This window comes from Sulfurospirillum sp. UCH001 (assembly GCF_001548035.1).
In the GTDB taxonomy this organism is placed as follows: domain Bacteria; phylum Campylobacterota; class Campylobacteria; order Campylobacterales; family Sulfurospirillaceae; genus Sulfurospirillum.
The window spans coordinates 793,652-809,229 of the sequence record NZ_AP014723.1 but is presented as its reverse complement, the minus strand read 5'-3'; the positions used below and the strand labels follow the sequence as shown (position 1 = coordinate 809,229).

15 protein-coding genes are annotated in these 15,578 nt (G+C 37.7%); 4 read left to right on the top strand and 11 right to left on the bottom strand.

Going from position 1 to position 15,578, the window contains the following annotated elements:
• Window positions 1–14 precede the first annotated feature (14 nt).
• Window positions 15–455, bottom strand: a complete 441-nt coding sequence (locus UCH001_RS04030; protein WP_067174593.1) for a rhodanese-like domain-containing protein — start codon at window positions 453–455, stop codon at window positions 15–17.
• A 209-nt stretch (window positions 456–664) separates the two neighbouring features.
• Between UCH001_RS04030 and UCH001_RS04025 the strand changes: the two genes are divergently transcribed.
• Genes UCH001_RS04025 through UCH001_RS04010 form a run of 4 tightly spaced genes read left to right on the top strand, consistent with a single transcriptional unit; the run spans window position 665 to window position 4,163 of the window.
• Window positions 665–1,759, top strand: a complete 1,095-nt coding sequence (locus UCH001_RS04025; RefSeq protein WP_067174590.1) for a phosphotransferase — start codon at window positions 665–667, stop codon at window positions 1,757–1,759.
• A complete protein-coding gene (locus tag UCH001_RS04020) occupies window positions 1,741–3,066 on the top strand; it encodes a TIGR04283 family arsenosugar biosynthesis glycosyltransferase (protein WP_067174587.1) in 1,326 nt (441 codons plus the stop codon). Before UCH001_RS04025 ends, UCH001_RS04020 begins: the two co-directional genes overlap by 19 nt.
• 42 nt (window positions 3,067–3,108) lie before the next feature.
• Window positions 3,109–3,456: a CidA/LrgA family protein gene (locus UCH001_RS04015; protein WP_067174584.1), complete on the top strand. Its 348-nt coding sequence runs from the start codon at window positions 3,109–3,111 to the stop codon at window positions 3,454–3,456.
• Window positions 3,453–4,163: an LrgB family protein gene (locus tag UCH001_RS04010; RefSeq protein ID WP_067174582.1), complete on the top strand. Its 711-nt coding sequence runs from the start codon at window positions 3,453–3,455 to the stop codon at window positions 4,161–4,163. Before UCH001_RS04015 ends, UCH001_RS04010 begins: the two co-directional genes overlap by 4 nt.
• Window positions 4,164–4,170: 7 nt before the next feature.
• Here UCH001_RS04010 and UCH001_RS04005 read toward each other — a convergent pair whose 3' ends face one another.
• From UCH001_RS04005 to UCH001_RS03960, 10 genes are all read right to left on the bottom strand, one after another.
• Window positions 4,171–4,740 carry an alpha/beta hydrolase gene (locus UCH001_RS04005; RefSeq protein ID WP_067174579.1) on the bottom strand — a complete coding sequence of 190 codons (570 nt, stop codon included), beginning with the start codon at window positions 4,738–4,740 and terminating at the stop codon, window positions 4,171–4,173.
• A 56-nt stretch (window positions 4,741–4,796) separates the two neighbouring features.
• Window positions 4,797–6,170 carry a type IV pili methyl-accepting chemotaxis transducer N-terminal domain-containing protein gene (locus tag UCH001_RS04000; protein ID WP_067174575.1) on the bottom strand — a complete coding sequence of 458 codons (1,374 nt, stop codon included), beginning with the start codon at window positions 6,168–6,170 and terminating at the stop codon, window positions 4,797–4,799.
• Between the two features lie 20 nt (window positions 6,171–6,190).
• The gene (locus UCH001_RS03995; protein ID WP_067174572.1) at window positions 6,191–6,853 is read right to left on the bottom strand and encodes a Crp/Fnr family transcriptional regulator; all 663 of its coding nucleotides are present in this window, start codon (window positions 6,851–6,853) and stop codon (window positions 6,191–6,193) included.
• A 16-nt stretch (window positions 6,854–6,869) separates the two neighbouring features.
• Window positions 6,870–7,520, bottom strand: coding sequence for a hypothetical protein (locus tag UCH001_RS03990; protein WP_067174569.1), 651 nt, complete (start codon window positions 7,518–7,520; stop codon window positions 6,870–6,872).
• Between the two features lie 37 nt (window positions 7,521–7,557).
• Window positions 7,558–9,939: a cytochrome c biogenesis protein CcsA gene (gene ccsA, locus UCH001_RS03985; RefSeq protein ID WP_067174567.1), complete on the bottom strand. Its 2,382-nt coding sequence runs from the start codon at window positions 9,937–9,939 to the stop codon at window positions 7,558–7,560.
• 104 nt (window positions 9,940–10,043) lie between these two features.
• Complete coding sequence (gene nrfA / locus UCH001_RS03980; RefSeq protein ID WP_067174564.1) at window positions 10,044–11,576, bottom strand: ammonia-forming cytochrome c nitrite reductase; 1,533 nt, start codon at window positions 11,574–11,576, stop codon at window positions 10,044–10,046.
• Window positions 11,577–11,587: 11 nt separating this feature from the next.
• Window positions 11,588–12,121, bottom strand: a complete 534-nt coding sequence (gene nrfH, locus UCH001_RS03975; RefSeq protein WP_067174562.1) for a cytochrome c nitrite reductase small subunit — start codon at window positions 12,119–12,121, stop codon at window positions 11,588–11,590.
• 217 nt (window positions 12,122–12,338) lie between these two features.
• A complete protein-coding gene (locus tag UCH001_RS03970) occupies window positions 12,339–12,977 on the bottom strand; it encodes a Crp/Fnr family transcriptional regulator (RefSeq protein ID WP_067174558.1) in 639 nt (212 codons plus the stop codon).
• A gap of 115 nt (window positions 12,978–13,092) precedes the next feature.
• Window positions 13,093–13,815: a sulfite exporter TauE/SafE family protein gene (locus tag UCH001_RS03965; RefSeq protein ID WP_067174556.1), complete on the bottom strand. Its 723-nt coding sequence runs from the start codon at window positions 13,813–13,815 to the stop codon at window positions 13,093–13,095.
• An 82-nt stretch (window positions 13,816–13,897) separates the two neighbouring features.
• Window positions 13,898–15,511: a methyl-accepting chemotaxis protein gene (locus tag UCH001_RS03960; RefSeq protein ID WP_067174553.1), complete on the bottom strand. Its 1,614-nt coding sequence runs from the start codon at window positions 15,509–15,511 to the stop codon at window positions 13,898–13,900.
• Window positions 15,512–15,578: the final 67 nt, after the last annotated feature.

Genomic DNA, 15,578 nt, shown 5'->3' with positions numbered 1-15,578 from the left:
TTTTTAATGTGATTTTATTTTGCTAAGACATCTTTGATGCGGTCTCTTGGCCACTCATACTGACCACCTTTAAGCGTAAAAAGTTGCTCTTTTTTGAGCCCTTTTTCAAGGTAAAAATCATACGCTCTATCAGCCCCTCCACCGCCTTTTGGACAGATAATAATGACTTTTTGATCCGGTTTGATATTTGGAATAAGCTCTGCTAAACGTGCTTTTTCAGCATCGGTTTTGACAGGGTATGCATAGGTTGGCTGAGCACCTTTTAAGTGTTCTTCTTCAAAATCACCTTTTTCTTGGATATCTACAAGCACAATAGACGTTGCATTTTCGCGTATCAACTTCGCTGTTTCATCTGCTGTAATGTAGTTGTATTTGGGATTTGGTTTTACACTCCCACCACATCCAATGAGCAATAATGCCACAATGGGTACTGTTAACAATGAAAAAAGTTTCATCGAGTCTCCTAAGGGAAATTCTACATGTAAGAGTATAAAGGGGTATCAAAAGAGCAGTGTCATGTCGTTTTGATGTATGCTTAATCCTTAAGCCATTACATGAGTTAAATGTATGATAAGCTTTTGAGACTTAGAAAAAGGTTAATTGTGGTCAATGTTTCTTGACTTGTTCTGCTATAATAGTGCTTTTTCAAAAAAGGATTTTGCGCGTGAAAACGAAAAACGACATTATTCGCTATATCGACAAGACAACTCATTTAAAAGCTTTTTTTAAAAACGAAACCCTCCATGTAGAAGAGATAGGAGATGGTAACTTAAACTTTATCTTTCGTATTAGTGATGACAGCGGAACTTCATTGATTCTCAAATACGCTGCGCCCTATCTTAGGCTACTTGGTGAAGATTTTCCTCTACCACAAGAGCGTATTTGTGTGGAAATGCATACACTCTCTTATTTTAAAAATATCGCACCTTCATTGATTCCTGAGATTTATCATTGTGATGAAGAGGCATTTTGTTTTGCGATGGAAGATCTTAGCAGCTATAAACTTTTGCAAAGTGCACAGTTGTCGCAGTTTATTTCGCTTTCACTTTACGCCAAACTTGGTACATTTCTAGCGACACTCTACACCAAAACACCACCGCCAAAACACGAGATACACTACTATGAAAATGCTACATTGAAACGTATTAGTGAAGAGTATATTTTCATTTTTCCTTATATTGAAAATCACCCTGCCCTGCTGTGTCCTTCGTACTTTACACCTAAAGCTAAAAGTACACACTTTATGCAAAATATCGCACACCTTCTTAAGCTCTTCCAAGAAGAGAAAGAGTGTTTAATTCATGGTGATTTGCACACAGGCTCCGTGATGATTAAGAATGAAAGCCTCGCTATTATTGATGCAGAATTTTCCCTTTTCGCCCCTTTAGGATTTGACATAGGAACTCTGCTGGCACACATTCTTTTTGGTGAAATTTATAACTGTTTTGAGAGCAAGCCCATTCAGTTTCAGCCTATTGTCCGCTCACTCTGGAAAGCTTTTGAAAAAGGTATCGCGATTGTACCTGAGCACATTTTGCAACAAAGTGTTGGTTTTTGCGGTGCAGAGCTTTCGCGCCGCTTGGTTGTACCCGCAAAGGCTAAACCACTTGAAGCCATAGCCACATTGGAAGCAAAAGAAAAAGCCTACAAAGTCTGTGAACAACTAAGCATTGAGATGATTGAACGCTTTTTCGAGATGAAAAGTTTAGAAGATTTTATAAGCCTTGTTGAGAAGCATTTATGCGACAAAATGCACTGATTGTTTTTATGAAAGCACCCTTGCCTGGTCGTGTCAAAACACGCCTTGCAAACAGCATTGGTGTTCAAGCGGCGACCACATTCTACCGTTTGATGTGCGAACAGCTTTTAAATCTTACAATGCCCCAAAACTGTGATGTCATCATTGCTTATGATGATGAAGAAAAGACTGCTTTGCCCTCTTACGTGGAAGGAAAAACGCTTTTTTATCAAACAGGTGATGGATTGGGTAAGCGTATGCAAAATGCCTTCAAAACAGTATTTGAACAAGGGTATACAAACGCTATCCTTATAGGCTCTGATATTCCAGAAATCGATGAAGGTATTATTACAGAAGCCTTTAGTTTGCTTCTTCAAAACGATGCCATCCTAAGTCCAACACACGATGGCGGATACTATCTTATCGGCTTCAAAAAGGAGACTTTTTGCAAAGCTGCATTTGAGGGGATCATGTATAGCCAAAAAGATGTGTATGCCAACACTCTTTTCAAACTTTCACATCTCCATGTAGCGCAAGGCGCTCTACTTCGTGATATCGATACGCTAGAAGATCTTCGTGCGTACTTAAGCACAGCGTCTCACACTCCTTTGTATGATTTTGCCAAACAAGCACTAGAGAAACAACCTCACATTAGTGTGGTGATTCCTGTGTACCATGAAGATGAGACCTTGTTGCATACTATAGCGCATTTAAGAACTATGGCATACGCCCAAAATTATGAAATCATTGTAGTAGATACGCATGCGATCACGACAGTACACCGTTTGAAACTTGAAAATGTACACCTTACTTACGCAAAAAAAGGCAGAGCCAACCAAATGAATGAAGGAGCGCTAAGAGCATCAGGAGAAGTACTGCTTTTTTTGCATGCTGACACACGCCTTCCGTATCATTGGGATCGATGGATAATACAGGCGTTAGAAAAACATAAAGCAGGAGCCTTTTCACTGGCTATTGATGACACGCATCTTTTTCTTCGATGCATTGAGATCATGGCAAATCTTCGCACATCAATTACTCATATTCCGTATGGTGACCAAGCACATTTTTTTCAAACTTCTTTTTTCAAAACGCTTCGTGGCTATAAAAACATCCCTTTAATGGAAGATGTAGAGATGATGAAGCGCATCAAACATCATCGTGAAAAAGTTGCTTTATTAAAACCAAAAGTTCTCACTTCGGCACGAAGATGGCATAAAGAAGGCATTTTTTACACGACACTTCGCAACCGTGTTTTAAGCTTACTCTACGCCATAGGTATTTCACCAGAAAAATTAATTCATCACTATAAAACGCATCGCAACTAAATTTTGTATAATCATTCTGCAATTTTGTTATGAGGAATCTAGATGTTACACGGTATATTGACCCTTTTACTTTTCCAATTTGTGGGAGAGTGCATTACAAAACTTTTTGAGCTAAAAGTCCCTGGCGCTATCATCGGGATGGTCTTACTTTTACTCTTTTTGATTGTTCGAAAAGGTAGTTTTCATGCACTCGACACCTCTGTTTTTTGGTTATTGCGCTATTTACCGCTTTTCATCATTCCAGCCGCCGCAGGCATCATCACACAAGTTGATACGATTACCAATGAACTTGTTGCCATACTTACTTCATTAGTTGTTGGAACATTTATAGCCCTTGCTTTTAGTGCAAAACTCATCGATGTTTTAATTTCAAGAAAGGAGAGAGAATGAATACTGACGCACTGATAGCATATGTAACAAGTACCCCATTAACGTGGATTATTATCACCATTAGTGCTTATAAAATAGGCATCCTCGTTTATGAAAAAAGTGGCAAGCACTCTTTGCTGCAGCCTATTGTGATCGCATATCTTATTATGTTGCCTATTCTCATTCTTGCAAAAATCCCGTACAAACAGTATTTTGAGTCAGTCTCTATTTTGCACTTTTTTCTAGGACCTGCTACAGTAGCACTAGCACTTCCTCTGTATAAAAATCTCAAGTTGATTCGTGCTTATTTTCTTCCTATTACCGTTACGCTTTTTGCGGGTGGAACATTTACAATTCTTAGTGCTGTTGGGATCTTATGGCTTTTTGACGCTTCAAAAATCACGATGCTCTCTATGACAACAAAGTCTGTTACAGCACCTATTACGCTCATAACCGCGCAAGACATTGGAGCCGTTCCTTCATTAGCGATGGGATTTGTTGTTCTAACAGGACTTTTGGGCGCGCTTTTTGGAACATTTGTATTTAAAGTTCTAAAAATCAAACATGACGCGGCAAAAGGATTTACACTCGGACTTATTTCGCATGCGATTGGCATCGCTCGTTCTCTTGAAATCAGTGAAAATGCAGCCGCATTCGCTGCTTTAGCGATGGGTTTGGTCGGTGTCTTTACGGCTGTTTTATTGCCAATTGTGATTGGTTTTTTATAGAAATTCCTTAAACAGACTTGTTCATCATTTGTCTAAAAATCTCGTACAGTTCAGGAAATGTCTCGAATCCTTCAATGCCTAAGAAATGCCCTCCTCGAGGGATTTCATAGAGTGCGCTATCGAGATTAATACCTACATTTTTACTGATGGACGCAGGTATGTACATGTCATTATCGGAGAAAACTGTATATTTTTGCAAGACACTGCGAGTTATCTTTGCATAATTAGGTGTAACATCAACAAAGTCATTAAGATGAGGAAAGATTTCAAGGGGTTTATCAAAAGGCGAGACCAGAATCATCCCTCCAAGCGAGAAACTCTCCTGCAAACTCTCTAAGTAGCGTAAAAGCGCTATACATCCTAAACTATGCGCGATAATAAATGTTTGATTGTTGGGTGTTCCAATTTTGCTGTGCAATTTTTCAAGCCATGCATCAACATGCGGAGATTCAGGGGTTGGCATACGTAACACTTCTATATTTATGCCATATCCTGCTTGGACTTTTTCAACAAACCATGGAAACCAGTGTTCATGTGGCGAAGCGTAATAGCCATGAATAATATATACTTTTTTCATTCAAGCCTCTTGGTGTATCTTTAAAATTATGATACATCAAGAGTTTAAATAAATTGTTACTCGCCTTTTTTTTCTTCCAATTGATTACTCTCAACCATCGAATTGAGACTTTTTTTCAATTTCTGAAGCATACGGTTGACATGAATGAGATTTTCAGCCGATTGAATGGCGATATCTTCCGTGGCATTGACATTTCTATCAAATGTCTTCTTTTCATTCTCATCAATGCCCATATCTTCGATAACATCTTCAACTTCAAGAGCAAGTTGTTGCAGCTGAGAAACTGCATTTTCAGCTTTTTTAAGGGCATCTTCTGAGTCTTTCATCGCAAGATTGACTTTTTGAACAAAGAGTGAGATGTGTGTAGAAGCTTCTTTGAGTTCATCTTCACTGTTTTCAGAGAGTGTGACAGGCTTGGCAGAAAAACTACTGATGTCACCATGAGCAAGCTCTTTGGCTTTTTGAACAAATCCTTCTAAATGCTCGATAATCTCTTTGGTCATCACAAACGCATAGACAATGATGATAAGTCCAACCAAAAGCGCGATATATTGGAATTTGAGGAACATATCGTTTTTAGCTTCACTGTGATCGGTATAGAGCCAGACGGCTTCATCCATCGCATTAAGCAGTTGGACGTTTTTTTCATACACAAATGCCAAGTGCTTATTGATTTCGCTCTCTTCTTTCATGATATGGTCTAAATAAAGGATGTACTCTTCCCAGTAGGCATTAGTCTCTTTAACAATAGCATATACCTCAGGAGAGCTCTTTACTGCAGGATCATCTAAAAAGCTTTTTATCGTTTTGTTATACAAAGCCTTCGCATCTGCAAAAACAAGTAAATCCTGTGCGTTTGATGTGCGCAAATAACGGTTAACATAGAGACCCATACGTTGAGAAAGCATACGTTGACGACCAGAAAGGTCGATATGCACATTACTTAAATTTGCAGCAACCATACGTTGAACAACATTATCGGAGAGTACCAACAACTTCTCGATGCGAGGTGTTAAGACTTCCATATCAGGGCGTACTGCTTCAATGCCAGATTTTAAAGCTTCAATCTCTTCACGAAATGGTAACCAAAGGCTCATGACCTCTTCAAGTTTGCTTTTAATACGCTCATTTTGTGGAGCATAAATGCCTTTGGCATCATTGCCATACAAAAGATCTTTGAGGCTATTTTCAAAAAGGTTCACAGCCGTATTGAGTTCACGAAAGTCATTCGTATGTCGGTGTACGATGAAGAAAACTTCCTTGCTCATCTTTTGAGAGAGCATACGCTGCTTACCCGCAATGTTAATGATGTAAGAGTCTTTTTTACTCATTTGATTCATCATAACGGTTAAAGAGATGATAAATATAATGACAAACGACAACAATCCCCCAGCGAGGCGCATCTTTGCACTAATAGCGGTTGGTTTCATTTTACAATGTCCTAAAAAATTTATTCATAAATATCTTTGAGCTCTTGAATATTCAAGATCACAACGCTGTTTTTTTCAATCTCAATCGTTCCATTACGAGTCAGTTTATTTAAAATACGTGAAAGTGTTTCAGGTTGAATGTGCAACATATACGCAATTTCATGTTTTTTGAGTTTATTAAATGTATCAAGTTCATTAACAAGCATATGAGCCACTTTTGCCGTTCCATCAAACACGACGTCACGACTGATGATACACTGCATCTGTTGTATCATCTTAAATGACTCTTCTAAAATCTTTGTCATCAAACGGTGATTTGCATAAATCATCTCGCGAAATGGCTGACTTTGAATGCATAAAATTGTGCTATCCTCTAAAAATTCCGCATTGGCATAACAGCTGATAAAAAAGCTATCAATCAATTTGGAGACGTTAAAAATAAGTGAGTTTGAGTAGAGTTTATAGAGGAAAATTTCATTATCAAAACGATCAACCTTATAAAATTTGACCGAACCTTGAATAATGTAGTAAATCGCGTCTTTGGTGTCTTTTTCATAAAAGAGTACGTCACCCGCTTTATGATGACGCACGCTGCAAAATGAGGCTATTTTTTCGATGTCTTCACGTTGAAGTGAATCAAACAGTGGCAATGAAGAAACTAATGTTAAAGGATCGTTTGCCATCAAACCTCTTTATATTTTATTTGCTAAATGTAGCATTTTCAATAATAATTTTGTAAGAATACCCTGAACCGAAATCTTTGTCCACATTGACAACACCTTTAGCGGTGACAATATCTCCTACTTTTGGAAGTTCACTTGAAGTAAATACAATACGTCCTACTTCAGTGCCTTCGCCTGTACCATCTTGGATGTGAACCCAGTTACGTCCAAGAATATTTGGAGATGCCTTAACAACTTTACCACGAATCGCAATGGTTTTATCTTTTAAACTGACACGGTTTTCCCATGCCTCTTTAATACTCATTGTATCTTTTTGTTTGTAAGGAGACTCTTTAACCTGCTCTGTAATAAGCGATAGATTTCCTTTTTCAGGTACATTTGTGCGGTATTGTAAATTGGAAGCAAACACAATTTCATCAAATTTACGGTTGAGTGCCTTACTTTCAAAATCTTTCGCACGTAATTCTTCTGTAAAACGAACTTCTGTTCCTTTCTCTACTTTTGTACCTTCAACAGCTACCCAGTATTTTTTCTTAGTATCATCAATTTGCAAATACGTATAACCGCCACCTTGTAAAGTGTCAACAACAGTTCCCTCAAATACATCGCCTGCATGGAGGTTACCAATAAGTGCTAACGAAAGAGCTACTAATTTCATTTTATTCATTTTTTTCCTTTAAATTTATTTTAGTAAAGCTTGATGCTTACGCATCAGAAGACTTCGTTAGAAGTCTATTTTTATACGATATTATAATCAGCAATGCTACCACAAAAGTACAAACATATACCCAACCAGGAATAGGTACAGGATCGCCAGTAGCATAAGAATGCATACCAGCAAGATAAAAATTGACCCCAAAATAGGTCATCAAAATAGAAGCAAATCCTAAGAGAGAAAGGACTGCAAAGAGATAATGTGAATAAAATTTTGGAACAAGTCGTACGTGTAAAATAATCGTATACACCAAAATTGAGATATATGCCCATGTCTCTTTAGGGTCCCACCCCCAGTAACGTCCCCATGACTCATTCGCCCAAACGCCACCCAAAAAGTTACCAATGACGAGAAGAGAAAGCCCTAAAATAAGGGTAATTTCATTGATAGTAGTTAAATGTTTGATGGTAGAGATGGTTTGCGAAGATGGCTTGAGTGCGAATAAAATCAGCGTAAAAAATCCCAATGCACAGCCGAGCGCCAAAAAGCCATAACTTGCCGTGATGATAGAAACATGCACAGAGAGCCAAAATGATTTTAGCACAGGCACAAGATTGGTGATTTCTGGGTCAATATGCCCAAGATGTGCCACAAACATAAAGATGCCTGCCATCATTACTGAGCCTGAGAGTGCAAAGAGCGAACGGCGTAAAAAGAGCATACAAAAGAGCAGACACGACCATGCGATATAAACGATCGACTCATATGTATCGCTAAGTGGAGCATGACCACTCACATACCACCTAAGAGCTAGCCCACAGGTATGTATAACAAATAATGCTGCGACAATCACAAAAAGGACTTTATCGATTTTAGCTGGAAATTTTTGAGGGGTAAAGACACGTCCAAAAGCGACCACTAAAAGAACAAGTCCCAAAAGAACATACACCAATGTCAATCGCTCAAAAATCATCAGTTTATTAAAGAGTATTTCAACTTCAATATGCGTTTTTGTAGGCATAATATCAGTGCCATACTTCGTTTGAAACTCTGAAAATACGTTAACATAAGAGAGTGCTTTGTCATAATTACGCTCAAAGAGTGCTCCAATAAAAGCCGTTGAACTCTCTTGTAGTTTTTCAGCTTCGACCCCTTCAAGTTGTGCAAACATCTGCTCGAAGGCTAACCATGTGTGATTGGCATCGTTTGGTAATGGAAAGATTTTAAAGAGTACACCTTGATAGAGCATAAAGGCGATGCTTAAGCGTTCATCGACTTTAATAAGGTCATTTTCAAATGTTCCACGTTGGCTTGGTTTCATCGCAAGCGCTTTTTGAAGTTCCGCGTCTATCTTATAGCGATGTCCTTCAAAAAAATCTTCAAAAGAAGCGAGTTTTTGCTCTTTTGGAATGCCTATAAATTCTCTAAGTCTTGGTGTTTTCGTTTGAATCATCGGAAGGTTTTTCCACACCGTTGGATGTGAAAGCATGCCTAAAGAGATTTGCATCGCATCCATGCCATAAAGACTATTTTTACCACTGAGTTTATATAAAACTTCTTGGCTTAACGTATCAAAAGGCTTCATACGCCCCATACGTGATTGAACAACCAATTTGCCAAAGGCATTGCTCACTTCTTTACTTTTACTTTGGTGCTCGTCTAAGTAGTTTTGCACGTACTCGCTTTGGGAAAAAAGAGGCGCTTGTACCATGAAAAGTAACAGCACCACTAAAGAGCTATGTTTGACTTGTAAAATGAGTTTTCTAAAACGTGATTTTGAATCAAAGAGATTGAGTATAAGCCCTAAAAACAGTAGTGCATACCCCACATACGTCACCTCTACTCCAGGATCTTTTGTAACAGAAAGAATGGTGCCTTTTTCATCAGGATCATAAAACGTTTGAAAAAATTTATACCCTTTGTAGGTTAGCGTATGGTTCATATAGATTTGCGCATCCAATGTCGTATTGCCATCAACTATACGCACATCGCTGTTGTAGGCGGAAGGTGCACGACTACCATAGTAGCGTTCTAATTCAAAGTCTTTAAGAAAAACAGAGAAAGGAAGCGTAATCTCTGCATTTTTTTCAGTTGAAAAAATAATGTTGGTGCTTGCACCTTCGCGTATTTTCATGACACCATCTACGCCCAAATATCGTGTCAGCCCAGAGCCAATGAGAATAAGAATAAATGCTGCGTGAAATGTAAATTTTGCAAGATGTTTTATCATCTGTGTTTTGTAAAGAACAAGGAGAATATTGAGCGCGCCAAAGCTTAAAAGCATTTCGTACCAAATGGCGTTATACACATAATGGCGCGCAACGGTTGTGCCAAAATCGTTCTCAACAAAGGTTGCGATGGCTGCACCTAGCGCTAAAAAAAAGAGCAAAAAGAGCATCGTTTTGTAAGAGCTAAGAATTTTGAATAGCACCGTTTTCCTTGGAAATATTTATATGATGACACACTAAAAGTGCCTTTGGAAGTTTTAGTATATCATAAGGTAGGAGAGAGACTCATCTCTCTCCTATATAAACCTTACTTTTTATTTTTATCGAAGTAAGAAGATTTGCTATCTACTGCTGGATCAAGAGCTACCGAATTTGGAGCAAGTCTGCCTTTAGCAGCAGCCTCTTTTTTCCATTCTTTTTCAAGTGTCTCTTTAAATTTTAGTTTTTCAGCAGTAAGTGCTGGCATATCAAGTTTTGCAAGCTTTTGAGCCTTGTCTTTTTTATCAAAATCTGGAGCCATATAATCCATGACACCGTGTTTTGCAAGGATGCTTACAAGTTTAATACGCGCTTGTTGTGCTTTGTCGTTTGCAGAACCTAGCATACGCAATGTCTCTTCTGGCGCGTGGAAGAAGTTACCATGACCAGCAATAGCCATATCGCCTCTCCATTGTGCATGACGGATAAGCTTACGAACTTCTTTAAGCTCTTCATCACTTGCGCCTGCTTCCATTGCTTTACCAGTTTCTAGGTGAGCTTTACCAATGTTATCAAATGCGATGTCCATCATAAAGTCTTTTCTCTCCATTTTTTGGTGAACGATACCTTTAAGTTTCTCTTCACTTTCTCTATGGCAGTTCATACAGCTTTTATCCATTGTTTTAAGAGGACTTTGGATTTGGTGGTCTGAGTATTTTACAGCACCTTCTTGAGTGTATGGCATATGACAATCAGCACATGAAACGCCTTTTTGACCATGGATACCTGTTTTCCAGAACTCATAATCAGGATGTTGTGCTTTAAGCATAGGTGTTTTTGAGATACTGTGTGTCCAGTCAGAGAAATTAATCTCATCGTAGTATTGCTCCATTGCCTCTACAGTTAAACCTTTAGCATATGGAAGGGTGACCACCATCGCTGTTTTATCAGCACCTTTGTCATCTTTCCACTCTGTCTTTTTGAAGTAGTACTCTACGTGACATTGAGCACAAACCAAAGAGCGTTTCTCTTGGTGCGTTGACTCTTCAAATGTTTTAAGTCCAGCTGCTTGTAAACCACGATTTAAGTGTGGAACACGAACAGAAAGTTGAGCCGTTTTGTCATCGTGACATGTTGCACAACCAACAGAGTTAACCACTTGTGAACCGTATTTTGCCCATTTACCTGTATAGTATTCTAACTCACCATCTTCTTCGATCAAACGAGGAACGTCTGGAGATTTACACGTCCAACATGCTGTTGGAAGAGGACCTGTTTTTGCATCAACTGGAGCACCTGTTCTTAATGTGTTAACATTGTCTTGTACTGCATAGTAGTGACCACGTGGAGCATTATAGTCTTTAGAAAATGGATACCCTGCCCAAGCAACTGCTAGGTAAGGTTTTTTATCGAGCATATCGACGATATCATCACTCTCTTTTGTTTTTTTCCAAGAATCAAACTGTCTTGGATAGTATTTTGCCCACTCTTCGCTTTTTGCTTTACCCTCAATGCCAGCTTGGCTTGGAGCTTTAGCAAGTTCTACTCTTTGTTTTTCTTTGTCATTAATATTGTTTGCAAGTAACGCCATTGCACCGATGGCGACCAAAGAACCTACAAGCAACAATTTGAACTTCATCATCATTTCTCCTTTTACTTAACTTCTTTGACACCCAAGTTATTTGGTGTCGTTGTAAGACCTCTGACTTTACCGTGTGGTACACCTTTATGACACTCCCAACAACGTCTACCAGTAGCAACGCTTGGATCATCATACTTGTGGTCTTTGTCACTATTTATTGCCATTTGAGAGGTTAAACTCGCATGACAAGAAATACAATTCTCCTGTACTCTTCTCGCTCCATCATCACTAATCTTAATGGCATTTTTGTACGTATTGAATGTAAAAGCAACACTATGGTTATAACCATCTCGTGCTTTTGCTATGTACTTATTAACCATATTATCACGTGGTAAGTGACAATCGATACAGCCAGCCCGTTCAGCATGTGAACTGTGTTGCCATGTCGCATATTGCGTATTCATGACGTGACAGTTTATACAGGCTTTAGGATCGCTGGAGAGATACGACAACGCTTTGGATGCGTGTACCATATAAGCGAAAAAGCCTATGGCAACCACAAACACCAAGAGTGCCGCGTACTTTAGGAAATTACTATTTTTCACATTTCCTCCTTTGATATTCTTTGTCGCTTTGTAGCTCAAAGCAACAACGCCTAACCAGACCCAATACAAGATAAAAAAGCTTATCTTGCGCCAAAAGACTCACAACCTCCTATTATTAATTTATTATTAAACAAACAATATAATGAAAGTTAGCAGCTATTGTATAAAGAAAGGCGAAAAAAAACCTTGACTTATGTCAAGCAGTTATGAAAAAAAGTTATAGTACTTCTTCTAGTTTTTGAGGATTAAGAACACGAATATGATGTTTCTCATCGAGGTCAATAATCCCTGAAGATTTGAATTTTGAAAGGGTACGAGACAGTGTTTCGGGAGTCAAGTTCAAGATAGAAGCGACCTGAGTATTTTTCAGTTTCTTAAAAAGATCTTCGTTTTCTAAAATAAACTTAGCCACCTTAGCGTCAGCAGTAAGAATTACCTCTTTTTGAATAACATCAATAAGGATTTTATGCTTTGCAATGAGGCTTTTGATAATCTCAAAAGAGATTTCGGGGTTTTTGAAAAAATCTTTCTCAAGTGCTTGATAATCAATGCGCAACACTTCACTGTCACTCATAAACTCAGCCGTTGCAGGATAAGGAATATTTTCAAAATTAGCGAGTTCCGCAACCAACCCACCTGGGTAAAATTGGTGCAAAAAGATCTGTTGTCCTTTGTGGTTTGTTTTATAAACTTTTAAAGTACCTTGAAGCAACACATAAAGATATGTAGGCTCATCACCTTCATAGAAGAGAATTTCTTTTGCTTTATACTTTTTAATCACAGAAATCTTCTTCAGCTTTTCAAGTTGCGCATCCGTAAGTTTTGAAAAACATGAAATGTTTCTAATTCTATCCATAATACAAAGCCTTTACAATAAAAGTAGAGGCTATCCTAACTTAAGCATGATTAGAACTTTCTTTAAATTATAAAATATTTTCTTTTTCTCCTTTTACATTTCTATCAAATGTGCCTTAACATAGGGGAGTTATAACACTCAAAATACTTTTTGCAGCAAGAAGCGAAAGAAAGATTTTTAGAATAAAAATTAACTTTTTACCATCGATTTTATCTCGTACGTGCGTTCCGATATAAGAACCTAAAATAGAACCTATGGCCATACTCAGTACAACATCTAGATAATCGCGAAACACAAATCCAAAATAGATAAACACTATGATTTTTAGGATATGTGTTATGCACATCAATATAGCAGATGTTGCAACAACTTTATTTTTGTCTTGAAACTCTTTTAGCAACTTTGTCACCGTAAGTTGCCCTGTTGTCCCTACGATAACGGATAAACCTGTTTGAAAAAAACCGATGACATAATAGCTTTCATACTTCATAATTGCCTCATTAAAAGCTTGAGACCATAAGGACAATAAAATGTAAATACCTAAGAACAAAGGAATATAAGTCACTGATACCATCTTTAAAAAAGACATGAAGATTCCAACACCAATGAAAGAGCCTATTAAAAACTTTGGAATAACATGAAACTGTATATCTTTATAGCCAAAATAGGCTCTTGATATATTGCTTGTAATCTGGTTCAATCCATGGATAGGGATAAGTGCATTGGTAGGTAAAAAAAAGGGAAGTATAGATATAAGCAATAATCCACCTCCAATGCCAACAACAGCAGTTATAATGGAAGTACCAAAGCTCATAAAGCCTAAAATGAATGTATCCATGACATCATCTTCCTAAAAGTTTAAAACATTCAAGATACACCTTTTCATTATTATGTAGAGATTGTACCTTGAATTTATACGTTTATCTAAACTGTTGAAGCTTACTGTTTAATGTTTCTGACAACCTAGAGAGATGATCGGCAGCAGCAGCGATTTCCTCAACACTTCTGGCATTTTGAGAGGTTAAGGTATTAATGTTAGAAACCATCTCTACAATTTTATCGGTATCGTGTGCAATCTTTAATGAGTTTTGTGCACTTTGCGTGACAGAGGCAATACTATTGTGCATGACTTTCGTTGTTCCTACAATAGTACTCTCAACAGTACTTGAAACAGTGGAGAGTCTTTGAATGTTTTTAGCATTTCTATTCATTTGATCTGAGGAGTTCACAATCGATTGAACAATGATATTGATCGTAGCATTAATCTCAGTAAGAGAAGTTTGTGTTCGCTCTGCTAGTTTTCGTACTTCATCAGCAACCACTGCAAATCCTCGTCCATGTTCTCCCGCCCTTGCTGCTTCAATAGCAGCATTAAGTGCAAGTAAGTTTGTTTGATCTGCAATATCTGAGATCACCGTAAGAATCTGTTTAACTTGTTCTGCATCTTTACTCATCTGTTCTAACTGTCCTGCAAGGGCAGTTTCAGCTTCACTGGCTTGATCCACTTCATTACGTAATGCAATGATTTCATCTTGTGCATGGTTTAGTTTTTTACCTGCATCGGTGATCTCTTCTTTCATTCCTTCTGAGAGTTTAGCTGTCTGTTGTACAAAGGATTTAATCGTATCAATCTCATGAATGGTATTTTCAACAATACTTGAGCTTTGTTCTGCATTTCTTCCTATTTGCATACTGGTGGTACTGAGTTCATGTGAAACCGATGCATTTTCATTGGAAGATGTTTTAGCATCAGTAATGGTATGCTCTAAGGTATTGACCAAGTCATTAAAGCTATCTACAATCTCTTTAATTTCATTTTGTTTAGCATAGGTAATTCTAAAGCGAAGCTCTTTAGTGCGTACAAAGTTTGTGATACTGTCTCGTATCAAGTGTACGCCATCCATAATGTTCTTGCGGATGAGATAACTAAGTATTAGCGTTAAAAGTATTACCAAAGCTATAATAATGGTCATTTCAACACGTGCCATTTGTTTGGTTTCGTGTGCCACTAAAGCGTTATCTTCGGAGAGTTTTTTGTTGTATGTCATTTGTTCGTCAATAGTATCCGTTAGATTACGTGACATTTTTCGATTTTTAAGCATAAACTCTTTGGCTTCACTTTTTTTATCTTCTCGTGACATCTGTAAAACAGTATCTGCCATTGTAATGTAAATAGCGTAGAGTTGTTTTTCTTTCTCATAAATTTCTTGATCTTTTGCATCAGTGGCAAATGAGGCATACATCTTTAAATTATTTTCAAACTCTCCGCGGTAAGTACGATACCTATCGTCTAAGACTTTCATTTCATCTTTATTACTTACTTCCGTTCCTATATGTTCCCACAATAAAAGCCTAATACGATAAAACCCTCTTTGCATATCATCTAGCAATAAAACACTTGGTAATGTATTTGTTTGACATGTCGTTGTTGTTATATAGATTTGATCCATTTTTACAAGGCTAATGCTAAAAATAATAGATGCGCCTACAATAGCCGATGCTAACATCGTAAGGAGTTGTTTTGCAAGAGTCATATAGATCCTTTACTGAAGTAACAGAGTCTATGCTGTCACAAGTTTTTAACGTATAGAGGGAATATCT

Bases quoted from the DNA above. Each gene is read 5' to 3' on its own strand.
- UCH001_RS04030 (WP_067174593.1), bottom strand. From the start codon at position 455: ATGAAACTTTTTTCATTGTTAACAGTACCCATTGTGGCATTATTGCTC.
- UCH001_RS04020 (WP_067174587.1), top strand. From the start codon at position 1,741: ATGCGACAAAATGCACTGATTGTTTTTATGAAAGCACCCTTGCCTGGT.
- UCH001_RS04015 (WP_067174584.1), top strand. From the start codon at position 3,109: ATGTTACACGGTATATTGACCCTTTTACTTTTCCAATTTGTGGGAGAG.
- UCH001_RS04010 (WP_067174582.1), top strand. From the start codon at position 3,453: ATGAATACTGACGCACTGATAGCATATGTAACAAGTACCCCATTAACG.
- UCH001_RS04005 (WP_067174579.1), bottom strand. From the start codon at position 4,740: ATGAAAAAAGTATATATTATTCATGGCTATTACGCTTCGCCACATGAA.
- UCH001_RS04000 (WP_067174575.1), bottom strand. From the start codon at position 6,170: ATGAAACCAACCGCTATTAGTGCAAAGATGCGCCTCGCTGGGGGATTG.
- UCH001_RS03995 (WP_067174572.1), bottom strand. From the start codon at position 6,853: ATGGCAAACGATCCTTTAACATTAGTTTCTTCATTGCCACTGTTTGAT.
- UCH001_RS03990 (WP_067174569.1), bottom strand. From the start codon at position 7,520: ATGAATAAAATGAAATTAGTAGCTCTTTCGTTAGCACTTATTGGTAAC.
- nrfA (WP_067174564.1), bottom strand. From the start codon at position 11,576: ATGATGAAGTTCAAATTGTTGCTTGTAGGTTCTTTGGTCGCCATCGGT.
- UCH001_RS03970 (WP_067174558.1), bottom strand. From the start codon at position 12,977: ATGGATAGAATTAGAAACATTTCATGTTTTTCAAAACTTACGGATGCG.
- UCH001_RS03965 (WP_067174556.1), bottom strand. From the start codon at position 13,815: ATGGATACATTCATTTTAGGCTTTATGAGCTTTGGTACTTCCATTATA.
- UCH001_RS03960 (WP_067174553.1), bottom strand. From the start codon at position 15,511: ATGACTCTTGCAAAACAACTCCTTACGATGTTAGCATCGGCTATTGTA.